This window comes from Streptomyces sp. NPDC097617 (assembly GCF_044761485.1).
Lineage (GTDB): Bacteria > Actinomycetota > Actinomycetes > Streptomycetales > Streptomycetaceae > Streptomyces.
The window spans coordinates 223,673-242,826 of the sequence record NZ_JBIWCL010000005.1; the positions used below are offsets into that span (position 1 = coordinate 223,673).

The 19,154-nt window shown below is 72.2% G+C and carries 14 protein-coding genes and 1 pseudogene; 7 read left to right on the top strand and 8 right to left on the bottom strand.

Features of this window, described 5'->3' with window-relative positions:
* Positions 1-175 precede the first annotated feature (175 nt).
* A complete protein-coding gene (locus tag ACIQZO_RS12060) occupies positions 176-1,465 on the top strand; it encodes a citrate synthase (RefSeq protein WP_030716028.1) in 1,290 nt (429 codons plus the stop codon).
* Between the two features lie 390 nt (positions 1,466-1,855).
* On the opposite strand, the gene ACIQZO_RS12065 is transcribed toward ACIQZO_RS12060, so the two are convergent.
* Both ACIQZO_RS12065 and ACIQZO_RS12070 read right to left on the bottom strand, forming a co-directional pair.
* On the bottom strand, positions 1,856-4,123 hold the full coding sequence (locus ACIQZO_RS12065) for a heavy metal translocating P-type ATPase (protein WP_403623937.1): 2,268 nt from the start codon (positions 4,121-4,123) through the stop codon (positions 1,856-1,858).
* A 112-nt stretch (positions 4,124-4,235) separates the two neighbouring features.
* Positions 4,236-4,469: a heavy-metal-associated domain-containing protein gene (locus ACIQZO_RS12070; protein ID WP_403623940.1), complete on the bottom strand. Its 234-nt coding sequence runs from the start codon at positions 4,467-4,469 to the stop codon at positions 4,236-4,238.
* A 180-nt stretch (positions 4,470-4,649) separates the two neighbouring features.
* Here ACIQZO_RS12070 and ACIQZO_RS12075 point away from each other — a divergent pair.
* A pseudogene (locus tag ACIQZO_RS12075) lies at positions 4,650-5,704 on the top strand (cation:proton antiporter).
* Here ACIQZO_RS12075 and ACIQZO_RS12080 read toward each other — a convergent pair.
* On the bottom strand, positions 5,682-6,380 hold the full coding sequence (locus ACIQZO_RS12080; protein WP_403623943.1) for a TetR family transcriptional regulator: 699 nt from the start codon (positions 6,378-6,380) through the stop codon (positions 5,682-5,684). The pseudogene ACIQZO_RS12075 and the gene ACIQZO_RS12080 sit on opposite strands and share 23 nt — an antisense overlap.
* A gap of 131 nt (positions 6,381-6,511) precedes the next feature.
* Here ACIQZO_RS12080 and ACIQZO_RS12085 point away from each other — a divergent pair, with 131 nt between their 5' ends.
* Positions 6,512-8,755 carry an MMPL family transporter gene (locus tag ACIQZO_RS12085; protein ID WP_403623946.1) on the top strand — a complete coding sequence of 748 codons (2,244 nt, stop codon included), beginning with the start codon at positions 6,512-6,514 and terminating at the stop codon, positions 8,753-8,755.
* Positions 8,756-8,844: 89 nt separating this feature from the next.
* On the opposite strand, the gene ACIQZO_RS12090 is transcribed toward ACIQZO_RS12085, so the two are convergent.
* The 3 genes from ACIQZO_RS12090 to ACIQZO_RS12100 all read right to left on the bottom strand — a co-directional run bounded on the left by ACIQZO_RS12090 (position 8,845) and on the right by ACIQZO_RS12100 (position 11,245).
* On the bottom strand, positions 8,845-9,045 hold the full coding sequence (locus tag ACIQZO_RS12090; protein ID WP_030384769.1) for an AlpA family transcriptional regulator: 201 nt from the start codon (positions 9,043-9,045) through the stop codon (positions 8,845-8,847).
* A gap of 246 nt (positions 9,046-9,291) precedes the next feature.
* Positions 9,292-10,302, bottom strand: coding sequence for a Gfo/Idh/MocA family protein (locus ACIQZO_RS12095; protein WP_403623950.1), 1,011 nt, complete (start codon positions 10,300-10,302; stop codon positions 9,292-9,294).
* Between the two features lie 28 nt (positions 10,303-10,330).
* Positions 10,331-11,245: a sugar phosphate isomerase/epimerase family protein gene (locus ACIQZO_RS12100; RefSeq protein ID WP_403623953.1), complete on the bottom strand. Its 915-nt coding sequence runs from the start codon at positions 11,243-11,245 to the stop codon at positions 10,331-10,333.
* A gap of 26 nt (positions 11,246-11,271) precedes the next feature.
* Between ACIQZO_RS12100 and iolC the strand changes: the two genes are divergently transcribed.
* The 4 genes from iolC to ACIQZO_RS12120 are packed head-to-tail and all read left to right on the top strand — an operon-like array spanning position 11,272 to position 16,532.
* On the top strand, positions 11,272-12,252 hold the full coding sequence (iolC, locus tag ACIQZO_RS12105) for a 5-dehydro-2-deoxygluconokinase (protein WP_403623956.1): 981 nt from the start codon (positions 11,272-11,274) through the stop codon (positions 12,250-12,252).
* Positions 12,253-12,259: 7 nt separating this feature from the next.
* The gene (iolB, locus tag ACIQZO_RS12110) at positions 12,260-13,150 is read left to right on the top strand and encodes a 5-deoxy-glucuronate isomerase (protein WP_403624272.1); all 891 of its coding nucleotides are present in this window, start codon (positions 12,260-12,262) and stop codon (positions 13,148-13,150) included.
* Positions 13,147-15,021 carry a 3D-(3,5/4)-trihydroxycyclohexane-1,2-dione acylhydrolase (decyclizing) gene (gene iolD / locus ACIQZO_RS12115; RefSeq protein ID WP_403623959.1) on the top strand — a complete coding sequence of 625 codons (1,875 nt, stop codon included), beginning with the start codon at positions 13,147-13,149 and terminating at the stop codon, positions 15,019-15,021. The genes iolB and iolD overlap by 4 nt, the downstream gene beginning before the upstream one ends.
* Positions 15,022-15,032: 11 nt before the next feature.
* Positions 15,033-16,532, top strand: coding sequence for a CoA-acylating methylmalonate-semialdehyde dehydrogenase (locus tag ACIQZO_RS12120; protein WP_403623962.1), 1,500 nt, complete (start codon positions 15,033-15,035; stop codon positions 16,530-16,532).
* Positions 16,533-16,714: 182 nt separating this feature from the next.
* Here the strand turns inward: ACIQZO_RS12120 and ACIQZO_RS12125 are convergent, their stop codons facing one another.
* Both ACIQZO_RS12125 and ACIQZO_RS12130 read right to left on the bottom strand, forming a co-directional pair.
* Positions 16,715-17,881: a hypothetical protein gene (locus tag ACIQZO_RS12125; protein WP_403623964.1), complete on the bottom strand. Its 1,167-nt coding sequence runs from the start codon at positions 17,879-17,881 to the stop codon at positions 16,715-16,717.
* Between the two features lie 62 nt (positions 17,882-17,943).
* Positions 17,944-18,993, bottom strand: a complete 1,050-nt coding sequence (locus tag ACIQZO_RS12130) for a WxL protein peptidoglycan domain-containing protein (protein ID WP_403623967.1) — start codon at positions 18,991-18,993, stop codon at positions 17,944-17,946.
* Positions 18,994-19,154: the final 161 nt, after the last annotated feature.

Sequence of the window (19,154 nt, forward strand, 5' to 3'; positions counted from 1 at the left end):
ATCATTTGGGGTTCCCGCACCGGTGTGAAGGGGGCAGGATGAGCAGCTTGACGGCACTCAGTGCCGTCGAATGCACCAAACGCCGACCCCGAGTGCACTCTCCTGCGCCAAATGGGGGAAGGTAGGGGCAGTCAGGGCACCTCGAAGAAGAGGCACTACGTCGGTGAGGGATGACGTGAGCGACAACTCTGTAGTACTCCGGTACGCGGACGGTGAATACACCTACCCGGTGGTCGAGAGCACCGTCGGTGACCAGGGCTTCGACATCTCGAAGCTGCGGGCCCAGACCGGGCTCGTCACCTTGGACAGTGGCTACGGCAACACCGCGGCCTACAAGTCCGCGATCACCTACCTCGACGGTGAGCAGGGCATCCTGCGATACCGCGGCTACCCGATCGAGCAGCTGGCCGAGCGTTCGACCTTTATCGAGGTCGCGTACCTGCTGATCAACGGCGAGCTGCCGACTGTCGACCAGCTCGCGTCGTTCCGCAACGACATCACCCAGCACACGCTGCTCCACGAGGACGTGAAGCGCTTCTACGACGGCTTCCCGCGTGACGCGCACCCGATGGCGATGCTGTCCTCCGTGGTCAGCGCGCTGTCGACGTTCTACCAGGACAGTCACAACCCGTTCGACGAGACGCAGCGCAACCTCTCGACGATCCGGCTGCTGGCCAAGCTCCCGACGATCGCGGCCTACGCGTACAAGAAGTCGGTCGGCCACCCGGTGGTCTACCCGCGCAACGACCTCGGCTACGTCGAGAACTTCCTGCGCATGACCTTCTCCGTGCCGGCCCAGGAGTACGACCTGGACCCGGTCGTGGTCTCCGCGCTCGACAAGCTGCTGATCCTGCACGCGGACCACGAGCAGAACTGCTCGACCTCCACCGTGCGTCTGGTCGGCTCCTCGCAGGCGAACATGTTCGCCTCGATCTCCGCCGGCATCTCGGCCCTGTGGGGTCCGCTGCACGGTGGCGCCAACCAGTCCGTCCTCGAGATGCTGGAAGGCATCAAGAACGACGGCGGCGACGTCGACGCCTTCATCCGCAAGGTGAAGAACAAGGAGGACGGCGTCCGGCTCATGGGCTTCGGACACCGCGTCTACAAGAGCTTCGACCCCCGGGCGAAGATCATCAAGGCTGCGGCGCACGATGTCCTCTCGGCGCTCGGCAAGAGCGACGAGCTGCTCGACATCGCGCTCAAGCTGGAAGAGCACGCGCTGGCCGACGACTACTTCGTCGAGCGCAACCTCTACCCGAACGTGGACTTCTACACCGGTCTGATCTACCGGGCGATGGGCTTCCCCACCGAGATGTTCACCGTGCTCTTCGCACTCGGCCGGCTGCCCGGCTGGATCGCCCAGTGGCACGAGATGATCAAGGAGCCGGGTTCCCGCATCGGTCGCCCGCGCCAGATCTACACCGGCGAGGTCCTGCGCGACTTCGTTCCCGTAGAGGCCCGCTGACCCGAGGCTTTCCCGTCGCGCGGCGTGCGGCCGCGCGGACGGCACCACAGGTGACCGGAGTGCGAGAAGCGCCCCGCCGTCGATCCCCCCACGGGTCGACGGTCGGGGCGCTTCCCTTTTCCCCGAAACGGATTCCCCCCACGGGACCCGAGCCGGGGCGTCGGTGTGCCGGGACCCGTTCGTCCGGGAGGGCCGCTCAAAGCCTCCCGCGGGTACGTGTCCCGGCCGGCGGATACCCACGGAAACCCCCCAGGTCTCCGTGAAACGTCCCCCAAGACGTTCTTGGTATCGCCCCATTAGACCCACGGCGACCCCGGATGGTTACGTTGTGGTCACTGTGATCTGCGTCTCCTGTGAAGGAAGTGTGCGGACCGTGCGGAGGGGGGTCCGTTAGCGGAAGGACCGCAACCGGAGGCTGTTGGTCACCACGAAGACCGAGGAGAAGGCCATCGCGGCCCCGGCGATCATCGGATTGAGCAGGCCGGCCGCGGCCAGCGGCAGGGCCGCCACGTTGTAGCCGAAGGCCCAGAACAGGTTGCCCTTGATCGTGGCCAGGGTCCGGCGGGAGAGCCGGATCGCATCCGCCGCGACCCGCAGGTCGCCCCGTACGAGGGTCAGGTCGCCCGCCTCGATGGCCGCGTCCGTGCCGGTGCCCATGGCCAGCCCCAGGTCCGCCTGGGCCAGCGCGGCCGCGTCGTTGACCCCGTCGCCGACCATCGCGACCGTACGGCCCTGCGCCTGCAGGCGGCGTACGACGTCCACCTTGTCCTGCGGGAGCACCTCGGCGATCACCTCGTCGATGCCCACCTCCCGGGCCACCGTCTCGGCGACGGCCCGGTTGTCGCCGGTCAGCAGCACCGGGGTGAGGCCCAGCGCCCGCAGCCGGGCGACCGCCTCGGCGCTGGTCTCCTTGACCGCGTCGGCCACCGTCAGGACCCCGCGCGCCGCCCCGTCCCAGGCCACCAGGACGGCCGTGCTGCCCGCGGCCTCGGCGGTTTCCTTGGCCTCGGCGAGGGCGGCCGGCAGCTCGATCGACCAGTCGGCCAGCAGCCGCTCGCGGCCCACCAGGACGGCGTGGCCGTCGACGACGCCCTGGACGCCGAGCCCGGCGATGTTCTCGAAGGACTCCGGTACGGGAAGGGCGCCGGCCCGCTGCGCCGCCCCGGTGGCCACGGCCCGGGCGATCGGGTGCTCCGACGCGTTCTCCAGGGACCCCGCGAGGCGCAGCAGTTCGTGTGCGTCGACGCCCGCGGCGGGGAGGACGCCGTCGAGGGTCATCCGGCCGGTGGTGACGGTGCCGGTCTTGTCCAGGACGACGGTGTCCACGCGGTGGGTGGACTCCAGTACCTCGGGCCCCTTGATCAGAATGCCGAGCTGCGCGCCGCGCCCGGTGCCGACCATCAGCGCGGTCGGGGTGGCCAGTCCCAGGGCGCACGGGCAGGCGATGATCAGGACGGCCACGGCGGCGGTGAAGGCGGCGGTGGGGTCGTCGGTGATCAGCAGCCAGGTGATCCAGGTGCCGAGCGCGAGCACCAGGACGACGGGCACGAAGATCCCGGAGATCCGGTCGGCCAGTCGCTGCACCTCGGCCTTGCCGTTCTGCGCCTCCTCCACCATCTTCGCCATCCGGGCGAGCTGGGTGTCGGCGCCGATCCGGGTGGCCTCGACGACCAGGCGTCCGGAGGTGTTGACGGTGGCTCCGGTGACGGAGTCGCCCGCGGTGACGTCGACCGGGACGGACTCACCGGTCAGCATGGAGGCGTCCACGGCGGAACTGCCCTCGACGACGGTGCCGTCGGTGGCGATCTTCTCGCCGGGGCGGACGACGAACCGGTCGCCGACGGCGAGCGCGCCCACCGGGATCCGGACCTCCCGGCCGGCGCGCAGGACGACCACGTCCTTGGCGCCCAGTTCCATCAGGGCCTTGAGGGCCGCGCCTGCCTTCCGCTTGGAGCGGGCCTCCAGATAGCGGCCCAGCAGGATGAAGGAGACGACGCCGGCCGCCACCTCCAGGTAGATGGCGGAGGAGCCGTCCGTACGGGAGATGGTGAGGTCGAAGCCGTGGCGCATGCCGGGCATGCCGGCGTGGCCGAAGAACAGGGCCCACAGCGACCATGCGAAGGCGGCAAGCGTGCCGACCGAGACCAGGGTGTCCATGGTGGCGGCGCCGTGCCGGGCGTTGGTCCAGGCGGCCTTGTGGAAGGGGAGGCCGCCCCAGATGACGACGGGGGCCGCGAGGGTCAGGGAGAGCCACTGCCAGTTGTCGAACTGGAGCGCCGGGACCATCGCGAGCAGGACGACGGGCAGGGCGAGCGCGACGGAGACCAGCAGCCGCTGCCGCAGCGCGGCAAGCACCGGGTCGGGGGTTTCGGCCCCGGCCTCGGCACGTACCTCTTCGGCGGCTTCCGGGGCGGGCGGCGGCGGGGGCTCCTCGGCGGTGTAGCCGGTCTTGACGACGGTCGCGATCAGGTCGGCGACCCGGACGTCACCGGTGTAGGAGACGCGGGCCTTCTCGGTGGCGTAGTTCACCGTGGCCTCGACGCCGTCCATCCGGTTGAGCTTCTTCTCGATGCGGGCCGCGCAGGAGGCGCAGGTCATCCCGCCGATCGAGAGTTCGACCGCCGCTATCGGTCCGTCGTGCACAGTGCTGCTGCTCATGTTCCGGCTCCAGGGGGATGGCCGGGCCGTACGGGACCAGTATGAGCTGGCCGGCACGGCCCGGCAGGGTTCCGCGGGGCTGCCGCGGGTGCCGTACGGGAGGGGCGGCCGCTCAGACCCGTCCGGCGAACTCGTAGCCGGCCTCGTCCACGGCGGCGCGTACGTCCTCGTCCGCGAGCGGGCCGGCGGAGACCACGGTGACCTCACCGGTCGCGGCGACGGCCTTGACCGTGCTGACGCCCGGCAGGGCGGAGATCTCGGTGGTCACCGCGCCCTCGCAGTGTCCGCAGGTCATGCCGGTCACCCGGTAGACGGTGGTGGTCTGGGTGTCCGTCTCGGCGGTCATGTCGTTCTCCTCTTCAGGGGCGTGTGCCGGTCACCGGGAGGGGTGGCCGATGGCTCCACCGTCCTCCCGACACTTCGAGATTATACCCCTGGGGGGTATGAATGCGAGTATCGGCTCCCAGTCTTTCGCTCCGCGTGGGAAAACTGGGCGGTATGGGCGTGCTGTACGTAAATGGCTGATATGGATCACTCGGGAAGCCTCGTCCTGATCATGGCCGCCGCCGTCCTCGCCCCCCTGCTCGTCTTCGGGGTCTCGCGCTGGCTGTCGGTCCCGCTGGTCATCTTCGAGATCCTGCTCGGCATCCTGATCGGCCCGGACGTGCTCGGCTGGGCCGGGACGGGCGAGGTGGTCGACGTACTGAGCCAGCTCGGGCTGGCCGTGCTGATCTTCCTGGCCGGGTACGAGATCCAGTTCAGGGGCGGTTCGGGGCCGTGATGATGGCGATGGGAGCGGTGGGCGAGTTCGGGCCGATCATCGCCATGTCGCTGCTGCTCGGCGGCCGGGCCCCGGCCGGCTCGGCGGCGCTGCTGGCGGCCTTCGCGCTACTGACGGCGGCGGCGGTGTTCTGGGCCCTGCGGCCCAAGCCGCCGTGGTTCTCCCGGGTCATCGCCAAGACCCTGCACGGCAGTGCGCAGTTCGCCGTACGACTCGTGCTCCTGCTCCTGCTGCTGGTGGCGATGCCGGCGCTGTCCGAGGCGCTCGGACTCAACGTGCTGCTCGGCGCCCTCGCGGTCGGACTGATCACGCGACTGGTCCTGCACGGGGCGGCGCCGGAGAGCAGCGGGACCGTGCTCTCGACGGTGGAGGCCATGGGCTTCGGCTTCCTCGTGCCGCTGTTCTTCGTGGTCACGGGGATCGAGTTCGACCTGAAGGCGCTGCTGTCGGGCGGGCGGGTGCTGGTCCTGCTGCCGGTCTTCCTGCTGCTGTTCCTCGTGGTGCGCGGGCTGCCCATGTGGCTGCTGGCGCCGCGCGACCTGGGGCGGCCGCAGCGGTCGGCCCTCGTGCTGTTCGGGTCCACCGCGCTGCCGCTGGTGGTGGCCATCGCGACGCTCGGCGTGGACGACGGGATGATGACCCCGGGGGAGGCGGCGGCGCTGGTGGGGGCAGGGATGGTGTCCGTCCTGGTGTTCCCGCCGGTGGGGCTGCGGCTGCTGGCCCGCGCCCGGGGCCCGGAGGGCGCCGAGGTGGAGCGGACCGGCCGGGCCGGGCGGGTCAGCGAGGGGGAGTCGTGGTGATCATCGGCTCCAGGTAGCGCAGCAGGACGGTCTTGAGCTCGGCGGTGTAGGCGGCGCGCTCGTCGCCCTCGTGGGCCAGGATCAGGTCGAGGGACGACTTGAAGATGCCCAGGATCATGTTCGAGGTGTGGGCGATCTCGTGGGTCGTGGCCGCGGGGCAGAAGTCGCGCAGCACGGCCTCGACCCGGGTGAGCAGGCCCTCGTGCAGCTCCTCGTGCTCCTGGGCGATGCCGGGGACGCCGGTGCCGTGCATGAGGGCCCAGAAGGCCGGGTTCTCGCAGTTGAAGGCGATGACCGGGTCGAGGACGGCATCGAGCAGCTCGGGCAGGGGGCGCCGCAGGTTCTCGGGGCGGAAGGCCTGGCCGTGCGTCTCCTTGGCGCGCTGGAGCAGCAGGCCGCCGAGCTCGATCGCGATGGCCTCCTTGTTCGGGAAGTACTGGTAGAGGGTGCCCGGCGAGACACCCGCCTCGCGCGCGATGGCGTTGGTGCTGGCGGAGGCGTAGCCGGTACGGCAGAACACGCCTGCGGCGGCCGCGAGCAGCTGGGAGATCCGGCGTTCGCCGCGGGCCTGGCGGCGGCGGGGGGTGGCGGGGCTCTTGGCGGCGGTGGGATTCTCGCTCGCGGCGGAGTTCTTGATCCCCTTTTCGTTGCTTTTGCCCGTGGGTGTCCCCGGCATGTCCAATCCCCTGCTTCCCGTGGGTGATTGACAAACGCGAGAGATCGCTCGCATTCTTGAAAAACGCGAGCGAGTGCTCGTGTTTGCCAGTCTATGCGGCCTGGCAATCACGGTGAAGGGGACACCGAGTCATGTCCGAAGTCAAGAATCCGCCGTCCTCCGGGGCGGACGGGGGGTGGACCCGGTTCGTCACGGCCCGGCCGCGGCTCACGCTGCTGCTCGCCCTGCTGGTCACGGCCCTGGCCGTGGTCGCGGGCGGCGGCGTCGCCGACCGGCTGGGAAGTGGTGGCTGGGAGGACCCGGGCGCCCAGTCCACCTACGCCGCGCGGGCCCTGGAGCGCGAGTTCCCGCACTCCGAGCCCAACCTGCTCCTGCTCGTCGACGCCCCGGCGGGCACCGCCGGGGTCGACGACCCCGCCGTCGCCGCCGAGGCCGAACGGCTCACCACCGCACTCGCCGCCGAACGGGGGGTCATCGGCGTCGGCTCGTACTGGCGCGCGCACCTGCCCGCGCTGCGCTCCGAGGACGGCCGACAGGCGCTCATCGCCGCCCGGGTCCAGGGCGACGAGAAGACGGCCACCGCGACCCTGGAACGCATAGCCCCGCGCTACGAAGGCGCGCACGGCCCGGTGCGGGTGTCGCTCGGCGGTCCCGCCGCCGTCCAGCGCGAGGTCACCGAGACCATCCAGGAGGACCTGCTGCGCGCCGAGCTGATCGCGCTGCCGGTCACCCTCGTCCTGCTCGTCCTCGTTTTCGGCAGCGCGGTCGCCGCCCTGCTCCCGCTGGGTGTCGGCATCGTGGCCATCCTCGGCACCAATGCCGTCCTGCGCGGACTGACGGAGGTCACCGACGTCTCGGTCTTCGCGCAGAACCTGACCACCGCGCTCGGTCTCGGACTCGCCATCGACTACGCCCTGTTCATCGTCCGCAGGTTCCGAGAGGAACTCGCCGCCGGGCGCGATCCGGTGGCGGCCGTCGGGGCCACCCTGCGCACCGCCGGGCGCACCGTGCTGTTCTCGGCGCTCACCGTCGCCGTCTCGCTCTCGGCCATGCTCTTCTTCCCGATGTACTTCCTGCGCTCCTTCGCCTACGCCGGGGTCGCGGTGGTCCTGCTCGCGGCGGCGGCAGCACTGATCCTGCTGCCGGCCGCGCTGGTACTCCTCGGCGAGCGTGTCAACGCCCTCGACCTGCGCCGGCTGTGGCGGCGCGGCCGTCCCGCGGCCGCCGCTGCCGGGGCCGCGGAGACGGGGAGGGGCTGGGGGCGGACGGCAGCCCTCGTGATGCGGCGCGCCCCGGTGTTCGCCGTGGCCACCACGGTGGGCCTGCTGCTGCTCGGACTGCCCTTCACCGGGGTCAAGTTCGGCACGGTCGATGACCGGCAGCTCCCGAAGGACGCCCCCTCCCATGTGGTGCAGGAGCAGATCCGGGACCACTTCCCGGGCAGCCCCGGCGGCGGTCTCACCGTGCTCGTCGAGGGCTCACCCGGACCCGACCACCTCGAGGCCTACCGGGACCGGCTGGCCGCCCTGCCGGGGGTGGTCCGGGTCGACGGTCCGGTCGGCTCCGCGAAGGGAAGCGCGTACTCCTCCTTCTCGGTCGCCGTGGAGGGCGAGGCCGTGGGGGAGCGAGCCCAGGACCTGGTCGACGAGGTCCGCGCCGTGGACCCCGGCTTCACGACCTCGGTCACCGGACAGGCAGCCGTCCTCGTGGACGCGCAGAAGGCCATCGCGGGCGCCCTGCCCGCGGCGGCGGCCCTGGTGGTCCTGGCCACCCTGCTGCTGGTGTTCCTGCTCACCGGAAGTCTGCTGATACCCCTGCAGGCGGTGCTGCTCAACGCCCTCAGCCTGACGGCCATGTTCGGGGCCGTGGTGTGGGTGTTCCAGGAGGGCCACCTCTCGGGGCTCCTCGCCTTCACCGCCACCGGTGACATAGAGACCACCCTGCCGGTGCTGATGTTCTGCATCGCCTTCGGGCTCTCCATGGACTACGGGGTGTTCCTCATATCCCGTATCAAGGAGGAGTACGACCGGACCGGGGACCACGAGAGCGCCGTCCGGACCGGGCTGGCCCGTACCGGCGGGCTGATCACCGCGGCCGCCGTGATCCTGGCGGTGGTGATGGTGGCCATCGGTACTTCCCGGGTGACCAACACCAAGATGCTGGGCCTCGGGATCGCGCTGGCGGTCCTGATGGACGCCATGGTCGTCCGCAGCCTCCTGGTCCCGGCGGTGATGAAGCTGACCGGCCGGGCCACGTGGTGGGCGCCCGCCCCGCTGCGCCGGCTGCACGCCAGGTTCGGGCTCAGCGAGGGTGAGTCCGCGCCCCCGCCCCCGGTGCCGGAGGCGGACCGGATACCCGTCGGGGCCGGGACGTAAGGGCGGGCGCAGGCCCGGGAGGAGAGGGCCGGGCGCAGGGGCCGGGTGAGGGGCCCGGGGGTGGGTCCCCTCATCCGGCGCCGCGGCGGTCAGTCCTCGCGGCGGCCCCGGTTCCCGGGCCGGCGGGCCACCCAGGCGCGCACGGTGTCGGCGTACCAGTAGGGCTTGCCCCCTTCCACGTGATCGGGGGCGGGGAGCAGGCCGTGCTTGCGGTAGGAGCGCACGGTGTCCGGCTGGACCCGGATGTGGGCAGCGATCTCCTTGTACGACCAGAGCTGTCGGTCGCTCATGCTGGACACCTCCTTGTCCACGCCGCGGGGCCGGCCGGGAGGCCGTCGGGGGAGCCGGCGCGTGGACACTGACGATCACTCGGGTTCTGCCCGGGGAACGACGCGCGGTGAGCACAGGGGAGGGCCTGTAGACCGCCTGTGACGGAAGACCCGAGTAATGCGGACATGCGTGACAGAAGGGTGACCTCTGTGACAAGAGAGCCACAGGGGTCCGGGGAGGTCCGGCGGCGAGTCACTGGCGGGGCGTCAGAGGTAGAGGGCCGGGCGCTGCGCCAGCTCCACCACGGTCCGTACGCCGCTGCGCGCCGCCGCGAGGCCCGTCTCGGAGACGGCGGCAGCCGCGTAGCCGTCCCACGCGTCGGGTCCCGCCACCCGGCCGTGCCCGGCCGCGGCCACCCAGCTGCGCAGCTGCCGGTCGTAGGCGTCGGCGAAGCGCACCGTGAAGTCCTGGTCGATCGCGCCGCCCCAGCGGCCCGCCGACTGCACCACCATCGCGTGGCCGTCGCCGATCCGGGCACTGCCCGCCTCGCCGACCGCCTCGCACTGCACCTGGTAGCCGAAACCGCAGTTGACGAAGATCTCCACGTCGACGACGGCCCCGCCGGAGGTCTCCAGCAGCACCAGCCGGGGATCGCTGAGCCCTTCGGGAGCGGCCGCCGAGGGCCGGGGGGAGAGCACGGTCACGGCGGTGATCTCCTGACCCAGCAGCCAGCGGGCCGCGTCCACCTCGTGCACCACCGAGTCGCTGATCAGCATGTCGCTGGTGAAGAACGACGGCGAGGAGGCGTTGCGGTGCCGGCAGTGCAGGAAGAGCGGGCGCCCGATGCCGCCCGCGTCCAGCAGCTTCTTCAGCTGCTCGTACTCCGAGTCGTACCGCCGCATGAAGCCCACCTGCACCAGGCGCCGCCCCAGCCGCTGTTCGGCCTCCATGACGCGCAGCGCCCCCGCCGGGTCGGGGGTCAGCGGCTTCTCGCACAGCACCGGAAGCTCCCGCTCCAGCGCGTGCAGGATCGCCTCCTCGTGGGCGGGTCCGGGCGAGGCGATCAGGACGGCCTGAACCCCGGGTGCGGCTATCGCGGCCGCCGGGTCGGTGTGCGCCGTCACCCCGTCCAGGGTGCCCGCGACCTCCTTGACCCGGTCCCCGTCCGGGTCGGCCACGGCCACCACGCGGGCCCCGCCGACCGTCCCCCCGATCCGGCGTACGTGGTCGGCGCCCATCTTCCCGGTGCCGATGACGGCGATGCCGAGCGTGCTCATGTCGTACTCCTCTGGTTCTTCCGAAGGGTCAGCGGGCGCCGCAGGAGCGGAGGTAGGCGCGGGTCCGCCGGGCGATCGGCAGCGGCCGGTCGGGCGGACACGGATACATGTCCTGCTCCACGATGGCGAAGAGGTCCACGTCCAGACGCTGGGCCGCCGCGAGGACCGGTTCCAGCGCGGGCACCCCGGAGGGCGGTTCGCACATCACCCCACGGCCCACGGCCGGCCCGAAGGGCAGCCCCTCCGCGACGACTTCGGCGAGGATCCGCGGATCCACCTGCTTGAGGTGGAGGTAGCCGATCCGTTCGGCGAAGGCCTCGATCGCCTGCACGCTGTCGCCGCCGCAGTACGCGTAGTGCCCGGTGTCCAGGCAGAGGGAGACGAGATCGGGGTCGGTGGCGTCCAGGAAGCGGGCCACGTTCGACGGGGTGTCGATGTGGGTGTCGGCGTGCGGATGGACGACGATCCGCAGCCCGTACCGGTCCTGCACCTCCCGGCCGAGGCGCTCGGTCTGGGAGGCCAGTTCATGCCATTGGGCGGGTGTGAGGGTGCGGTCCTCCCGTACCTCCCCGGTCTTGTCGTCCCGCCAGAAGGAAGGGATGACGACGAGGTGGGCCGCGCCCATGGCCCGGGTGAGCGCCGCGATCCGCGACACGTGCTCCCAGGTGTCCTCCCACACGGCGGGCCCGTGATGGAGTCCGGTGAAGACGGTTCCGGCCGAGACGCGCAGCCCGCGCTTGGCCGTTTCCTCGGTGAGTCGGGCGGGATCGGTGGGCAGGTAGCCGTAGGGGCCGAGCTCGATCCATTCGTACCCGGCGTCGGCGACCTCGTCGAGGAACCGTTCCCACGGGGTCTGCCCGGGGTCGTCGGGAAACCAGACACCCCAGGAGTCCGGGGCCGAACCGATGCGGATACGGGTCAACGCGGGCGGGGAGGACGTCATAACGGCCACCTTAGGGTGGAGGACCGATGGGAGGACTGACTGTGACCGGCACCGGCGATCCGCTCGCCTTCGACCTGATCACGATGGGCCGGATCGGGGTGGATCTCTACCCGTTGACGACCGGCATTCCACTGGCCGAGGTGGAGACCTTCGGCAAGTTCCTCGGCGGCTCCCCGACCAATGTGGCCGTCGCCGCGGCCCGCCTGGGGCGGCGGGTGGCGGTGATCACCCGGACCGGCGCGGACCCCTTCGGCGGGTACCTGCGCTCCGAGCTGCGGGGGTTCGGGGTGGACGACCGGTGGGTGTCCGAGGTCCCCGGGCTGCCGACCCCCGTCACCTTCTGCGAGATCTTCCCGCCGGACCATTTCCCGCTGTACTTCTACCGGTTGCCGAAGGCGCCGGACCTGGAGATCGCGGTGGACGAGGTGGACCTGGCAGCGGTCCGGGCGGCCCGCGTGTTCTGGATGACGGGCACGGGCCTGAGCGAGGAGCCCTCACGGGAGGCGACACTGGCGGCGCTGGAGGCCCGCGCGCGGACGGGGACCACGGTCTTCGACCTGGACTGGCGGCCGATGCTGTGGCGGGAGAAGCCCGAGCCGTTCTACGAACGGGCGCTGCGGTCGGCGACGGTGGCCGTGGGCAACGTGGAGGAGTGCGCGATCGCCACGGGCGAGTCGGACCCGCACGCGGCGGCGCGGGCGCTGCTCGAGGCGGGCGTGGAACTGGCGGTCGTCAAGCGCGGACCGCAGGGCGTGCTGGCGGTCCACCGCGACGGGACGGCCCTGGAGGTCCCGCCGGTGCCGGTGGAGGTGGTCAACGGGCTGGGCGCGGGAGACGCGTTCGGCGGGGCGCTGTGCCACGGGTTGCTGGCGGGATGGGAGCTGGAGACGGTGATGCGGTACGCGAACGCGGCCGGGGCGATCGTCGCCTCGCGGCTGGCGTGTGCGGCGGCGATGCCGTTCTCTCACGAGGTGGAGGAGGTGGTGGGACGTGCCGGTGGTGTCTGAGTGGCGGATGGAATGGACGAGGTTGCTGGTTCTCGACCTGGCCCCGGGGGAGGTGTACGCGCACCCGTGCGGGGAGTCGGAGTGGATCGTGCTCCCGCTGTCGGGTGCCTGCGAGGTCCGTTGCCGGGCCCTGCCGGATCAAGCCTCGCCGGCGAGTGAGGCGCGGGGTCCGGGGCAGAGCAGCCCCGGGAGCGGACCGGAGGTGTTCCCACTGCAGGGGCGGACAGGGGTGTTCGACGGGACCACCGACTTCGCGTACCTGCCCCGCGACGCGCACGCGGAGGTCGTCTCCGGGAACGGCGGGCGCTTCGCCCTGGCCGGGGCCCGGTGCGAGCGGCAACTCCCCGCCAGGTACGGCCCGGCCGAAGCCGTCCCCGTGGAGCTGCGCGGGGCAGGGCACTGCTCCCGCCAGGTCAACAACTTCGCCGCCGCCGGCACGGACGGCTTCGACTGCGATCGCCTCATCGCCGTCGAGGTGCTCACCCCCGGTGGGAACTGGTCCTCGTACCCGCCCCACAAGCACGACGAGCAGCACCCCGGCGAGGAGTCCCGCCTGGAGGAGATCTACTACTTCGAGATCGCCCCGCACGGGGACACGCCCGGGCTCGGCTACCAGCGCGTCACCCCCTCTCCGGCGGGGAAGACCGACATCCTCACCGAGGTCCGCACCGGGGACGCGGTGCTGATCCCCGACGGCTGGCACGGCCCGTCCATCGCCGCCCCCGGGCACGCCATGTACTACCTGAACGTCATGGCCGGACCGGGCGGGACCCGGGAGTGGCTGATCCGCGACCACCCCGACCACGGCTGGATCCGCGGCAGCTGGGACGGGCAGGACATCGACCCCCGGCTGCCCTTCCCCCGGCCGCCCCACCCCCGGACGGAGGACCACCGGTGAGGCTCACCGTCGCGCAGGCGCTCGTCCGCTTCCTGTCCCGCCAGTACACCGAGCGCGACGGGCACCGGTACCGGCTGATCGCCGCCACCTGGGGGATCTTCGGCCACGGGAACGTCGCGGGCATCGGCCAGGCCCTCCTGGAGAGCGGGCCGCAGGCCATGCCCTTCCTCCAGGGCCGCAACGAGCAGGCCATGGTGCACGCCGCCGTCGGGTACGCCCGCCAGTGCGGCCGGCTGTCCGCGCACGCGGTGACCACCTCCATCGGGCCCGGCGCCACCAACCTCGTCACCGGCGCCGCCCTCGCCACCATCAACCGGATCCCGGTGCTCCTGCTGCCGGGGGACACCTTCGCCACCCGGCCCGCCGATCCCGTGCTCCAGCAGCTGGAGGTCCCCTACGCAGGGGACATCTCCGTCAACGACACGCTGCGGCCCGTCTCCCGCTTCTTCGACCGGATCACCCGCCCCGAGGCCCTGGTCCCGGCCGCGCTCCAGGCCGTGCGGGTGCTCACCGACCCCGTGCAGACCGGCGCCGTCACCCTCGCGCTGCCGCAGGACGTACAGGCGCAGGCGTACGACTGGCCCGAGGAGTTCTTCGCCGAGCGGGTGTGGGGCGTGCGCCGGCCGCGGCCCGACCGGCACGAGCTGGCCCGCGCCGCCGGGGCCGTACGGGGCTCCGCGCGCCCGCTGATCGTCGCCGGCGGCGGGATCCGGCACAGCGAGGCCCGCGCCGCCCTGGCCGCCTTCGCGGAGGCCACGGGGATCCCGGTGGCCGTCACCCAGGCGGGCAAGGGCGTCCTGCCGTACGGCCACCCCGCCGACGTGGGCGGGATCGGCCCCACCGGGACCTCCACCGCCGCCGCGCTCGCCCGGGAGGCCGACCTCGTCATCGCCGCCGGGACCCGGCTGACCGACTTCACCACCGCCTCCGCGACCCTCTTCCAGAATCCGGCCGTCCGCTTCGTCGGCCTCAACCTCGACCCGTACGACGCGCACAAGCTCGCCGCCCTGCCCCTGGTCGCCGACGCCCGTGAGGGGCTCGACGAACTGCGGGGCGGCCTCACCGGCCACCGCACGGACCCGGCGTACGGAGCGGGATACGCGGCGGAGCGGGCGCGCTGGGAGGCCCGCGTCGACCGGGCCTACGCCGTCACGGAGGCGGACGAGGACGCTCCGCCCACCCAGGCCCAGGTGCTCGGGCTGCTCGACGCCCTGGTCGACGACACCGACATCCTGATCAACGCGGCCGGATCCCTCCCCGGCGACCTGCACAAACTGTGGCGGGCCCGGTCGCACGACCAGTACCACGTGGAGTACGGCTACTCCTGCATGGGCTACGAGATCCCCGCGGCCATCGGCGTCGCCCTGGCCGCACCCGGCCGGCCGGTGTGGGCGCTGGTCGGCGACGGGACGTACCTGATGAATCCGACCGAGATCGTCACGGCCGTCCAGGAGAGGATCCCGATCAAGGTGGTGATCCTCGACAACCACGGCTACGCCTCCATCGGCGGCCTGTCGGGGGCGGTGGGCGGCGAGGGCTTCGGCACCGCGTACCGCTTCCGGGCGCCTGATTACGGGTATACGGGGGATCCCCTTCCGGTGGACCTCGCGGCCAACGCGGGCTCTCTCGGGATGGCCGTGATGCGCGCCCGCACCACACGTGACCTGCGCGAAGCCCTCGCCGAGGCCCGCTCGGCGACCCGTCCCACATGTGTCTACGTACAGACCCGAACGCCCGACACTGTGTCGGGCCCACCCCCGGCACAGGCGTGGTGGGATGTTCCTGTGGCCGAGACCGCGACCCGCAAGGACGCTGCAACGGCCCGCGAAGAGTACGACCGGCAAGCCGCGCAGCGACGTCGCCATCTGTGAAGGAGCAAGGCATGAAGACCGTCAACCACTGGATCGGTGGCAAGACCGTCGAGGGCGCGTCGGGCAACTACGGCCCGGTCACCGACCCGGCCACCGGCGAGGTCACCACGCAGGTCGCGCTCGCCTCGGCCGCCGAGGTCGACGCGGCCGTACAGGTCGCCCAGGAGGCCTTCCTCATCTGGGGCCAGTCCTCGCTGGCCGCCCGTACCAAGGTGCTGTTCGCCTACCGCGCCCTGCTGGATGCCAACCGCGACGCCATCGCCGCCCTGATCACCGCCGAGCACGGCAAGGTCCACTCGGACGCGCTGGGCGAGGTGGCCCGCGGCCTGGAAATCGTCGAGCTGGCCTGCGGCATCACCACGCAGCTCAAGGGCGAGCTGTCCACCTCCGTCTCCAACCGGGTGGACGTCTCCTCGATCCGCCAGCCGCTGGGCGTCGTCGCCGGCATCACCCCCTTCAACTTCCCGGCGATGGTCCCGATGTGGATGTTCCCGCTGGCCGTGGCCTGCGGAAACACCTTCATCCTCAAGCCGAGCGAGAAGGACCCGTCGGCCGCCAACAAGCTCGCCGAGCTGGCGACCGAGGCCGGTCTGCCTGCGGGCGTGCTGAATGTGCTCCACGGCGACAAGGTGGCCGTCGACGCGCTGCTCGCCCACCCCGGCATCGCGGCCGTCTCCTTCGTCGGCTCGACCCCGATCGCCCGCCACATCCACACCACCGCCTCCGCCAACGGCAAGCGCGTCCAGGCCCTGGGCGGCGCCAAGAACCACATGCTGGTGCTGCCGGACGCCGACCTGGACGTCGCCGCCGACGCGGCCGTCTCCGCGGCCTACGGCTCGGCCGGTGAGCGCTGCATGGCGATCTCCGCCGTGGTGGCCGTCGGCGCGATCGGCGACGAGCTCGTCGAGAAGATCCGCGAGCGCGCCGAGAAGATCAAGATCGGCCCCGGCAACGACCCGGCCTCCGAGATGGGTCCGCTGATCACCGCCGCGCACCGCGACAAGGTCGCCTCCTACGTGAAGGGCGCGGCCGACCAGGGCGCGGACGTCGTCCTCGACGGCACCGGCTTCACGGTCGAGGGCAACGAGAAGGGCCACTGGATCGGCCTGTCGCTGCTGGACCGGGTGAAGACCGACTCCGACGCCTACCGCGACGAGATCTTCGGCCCGGTGCTGTGCGTGCTGCGCGCCGAGACCTACGAGGAGGGTGTGGCCCTCATCAACGCCTCGCCGTTCGGCAACGGCACCGCGATCTTCACCCGCGACGGCGGCGCCGCCCGCCGCTTCCAGCTGGAGGTCGAGGCCGGCATGGTCGGCGTCAACGTGCCGATCCCGGTGCCGGTGGGCTACCACTCCTTCGGTGGCTGGAAGGACTCGCTCTTCGGCGACCACCACATCTACGGCAACGACGGCATCCACTTCTACACCCGCGGCAAGGTCGTCACGACGCGCTGGCCGGACCCCTCCGAGGGCCACCTCGGCGTGGACCTGGGCTTCCCGCGCAACCACTGACCGCGCGCGGGTCGCGCAGGAACCACTCGCAGGAACCACTCGCAGGACCGACTCGCAGGACCGACTCGCCCCCGCAACCCTCACCGCGGGGGCGAGTTCCGTTTCCCGACGACCGTCCGACGACCGTCCGGCAGCCCCGTCCGGCAGCGGCCCGGCGGCGGTCGGCTGCCGTCCGGCTGTCGTCAGAATCTCGACCAGACGTCCGCCGCGGCCTTGGCGCCCCAGACCACGTCGCCGTGGCCGTAGCCGGGGACCACGGTGAAGGTCACCCGCTCGTTCCCGGCCGCGCGGATCAGCTCCGCGCCCCGGGGGTGGTCGCCGCGGCCCAGGGCGGCATTCACCCAGAGGACCTCGGTGCGGATCCGGTGCCAGTCGATCCCGTACGTGTCCCCGTCGCCCGCCCAGATCGCCGCGAGGTCCCGCATCAGGGCGGTCGGGACGAGGCCGCTGCCGAGGGCGGCGGTGGCCGCGTGCCAGGTCGACAGCGGGGTGTGGGTGAGGTCGAACCGGTCCTCGGCCGGGGTGGCGCCGAAGGCGTGGCTCCCGGCGCTGTGGCCCCGGGAGTGGATCCAGTTCGCCGCGCCCGGGAGGGCCGCGGTGCGGATCAGCGCGAAGTGGGCGAGCCCCGCGTGGGTGAAGCGCAGGACCGGGTCCGCAGGCCAGGGCGCCGCGGAGGAGCCGGCCGGATCGGTCACCGCCCGGGCGACCAGCGCCGCGAGCCCCGGGTCGGTGGCGCGGACGCCCTGCGCGAGCTGGGTGGCGTACGCGTCCCGGGTCGCGGCGGCCCGCAGCGCCAGGTCGCCCGTGTACGGGCCGGTGGTGTCCAGCACCAGCACCCGGCGCAGCCGCGGGGAGGCGTCGTGCGAGGCCGCGTCCAGGGCGAGGGCGGCCCCGGCGGAGTGCCCCGCGTACTCGTACGGCAGGCCCAGTACGCAGTCCAGCGCGCGCACCACCCCGGCCAGGTCCCGGCGGTGCGCCGCGAGCCCCCACTCGGCGGTGATGTCGGCGGCCGCGGCGGCGTCCTCCCGCGGGGTGACCCCGACGACGAGCAGGCCCCGGCCGCGCAGTTCGTGGGCGAGGTTGTGCTCGCCCCGGCCGCCCGGGGTGAAGAAGTCCGCCGCGAAGTTCAGCCCGCCGCCGGGCAGCAGGTACACGATCCCCTCCGGCGCCCGCCTCGTGTCGGCGATCACGTCCACCGTGACGGGGGCCGGTCCGCCGTCCTCCAGCGGGAGGGTGAGGCGGATCCAGCCGTCGCCGGGCAGATAGGCGGCGGTCCCGGTGCCCAGCGCCCGCTCGATGCGGGTCAACAGCCCGATGCCCTTGGCCGTGTCGCCGTGCTGTCGTTCCATGAGGTGCCTCCCCGCCCCGAGGGTGATGGCCGAATACCGTCACCCGGGGACACCCTCGCCGGTCAGCGCATCCCAGCCAAGTCCGGTAGGACATCTTGCTGTTCGCCCTCGGCGTGGCGCCGGCGGCGCAGCGCCCACATCGTGGCCCCCGCGCCCGCCAGCACCAGGAGCAGGCCGACGGCCGGCCAGGGCACGGCGATGAAGTCCGTCCCGGACTCCGAGACCAGATCGGGGTGGGCGGCCGCTCCCGCCGTGACCTTGACGCTCACCCGGTCCGACTGGGGCGCGTCCGGCCACGGTTCGGTCAGCTCGATCCGCTGGCCCGGCAGCAGGGACAGCCTCAGCTCCCGGGCGGGCCGGTTCAGCACCTCGCGGCCGAACACCCCCTCGGCGGAGACCGCCACCCTGGGCTCGACGACCACGTTGCCCCGGTTGACGAGCGCGTACGAGACGGTGGCGCGGGCGTTCTTGACCCACGGCAGCAGCGGCGCCGACCGGCTGACCCGTACGTCCTCCACGCTCAGCCCCGCCGTGACCGGCCCCGGCACCCGGAAGTACAGCCGGGCGCCCACCGAGCGCTTCACCCCGACCTGGACCTTGCCCTCCTGCTGCACGCCCTCCACGGCGGTGCCCAGGGCGACGATCCCGCCGACATGGTCACCGGGCGTCGCGTCCGCCGGGACCTTCACGGTGAACGGAATGTCCTTGCGGCCCTTGGCGGGCACGGTGACGGTGCTCGCGGCCTCCGGCGCCAGGGCGATCCAGGCTCCGACGTCCTTGGGCTTCGTCTCCACCGGCAGCAGCGCGAAGGCGCCGCCCGCCGGGGTGTTGAGGGCATCCGTGGCGAAGACCTGGAACGTCAGCTCCTTGTCGGAGGAGTTCAGGATCGTCACGCTGTCGCTGAGCGCGCTCCCGGCCGCGCCCTGGTGGAAGAAGTACGCGCGGTCGGTCACGGCCGCACCGGCCGCGGGCGTTGGGAACACCCCCCACGTGCCGTTGTCCGCGGCCGTCGCAGCGGTGGCCGGCAGCAGGCCCGCGCCGAGCAGCAGGCCGAGGAGCAGACCGTACAGGAGGGTGCGGGTGCGGCAACGGGTGCGGCTACGAGGGCGCATGGGCGGTCTCCAGTCGGCGCGGAAAGGGGAAAGGGGTGGTGGGGGGGCCGCGCGCCCCCCCCCCCCCCGGGGGGGGGCCCCCGGGGGGGGGGGCTGGGCAAGGTCAAACACCGCATTTTTGGTGTCGGCCAAATCAAATGGCGGGGCCGGGAAAAATACGA

Bases quoted from the DNA above. Each gene is read 5' to 3' on its own strand.
- ACIQZO_RS12095 (WP_403623950.1), bottom strand. From the start codon at position 10,302: ATGAGCACGCTCGGCATCGCCGTCATCGGCACCGGGAAGATGGGCGCC.
- ACIQZO_RS12100 (WP_403623953.1), bottom strand. From the start codon at position 11,245: ATGACGTCCTCCCCGCCCGCGTTGACCCGTATCCGCATCGGTTCGGCC.
- ACIQZO_RS12070 (WP_403623940.1), bottom strand. From the start codon at position 4,469: ATGACCGCCGAGACGGACACCCAGACCACCACCGTCTACCGGGTGACC.
- iolB (WP_403624272.1), top strand. From the start codon at position 12,260: ATGGAATGGACGAGGTTGCTGGTTCTCGACCTGGCCCCGGGGGAGGTG.
- ACIQZO_RS12065 (WP_403623937.1), bottom strand. From the start codon at position 4,123: ATGAGCAGCAGCACTGTGCACGACGGACCGATAGCGGCGGTCGAACTC.
- ACIQZO_RS12090 (WP_030384769.1), bottom strand. From the start codon at position 9,045: ATGAGCGACCGACAGCTCTGGTCGTACAAGGAGATCGCTGCCCACATC.
- ACIQZO_RS12125 (WP_403623964.1), bottom strand. From the start codon at position 17,881: ATGGAACGACAGCACGGCGACACGGCCAAGGGCATCGGGCTGTTGACC.
- ACIQZO_RS12085 (WP_403623946.1), top strand. From the start codon at position 6,512: ATGTCCGAAGTCAAGAATCCGCCGTCCTCCGGGGCGGACGGGGGGTGG.
- ACIQZO_RS12130 (WP_403623967.1), bottom strand. From the start codon at position 18,993: ATGCGCCCTCGTAGCCGCACCCGTTGCCGCACCCGCACCCTCCTGTAC.
- iolC (WP_403623956.1), top strand. From the start codon at position 11,272: ATGGGAGGACTGACTGTGACCGGCACCGGCGATCCGCTCGCCTTCGAC.
- ACIQZO_RS12120 (WP_403623962.1), top strand. From the start codon at position 15,033: ATGAAGACCGTCAACCACTGGATCGGTGGCAAGACCGTCGAGGGCGCG.
- ACIQZO_RS12080 (WP_403623943.1), bottom strand. From the start codon at position 6,380: ATGCCGGGGACACCCACGGGCAAAAGCAACGAAAAGGGGATCAAGAAC.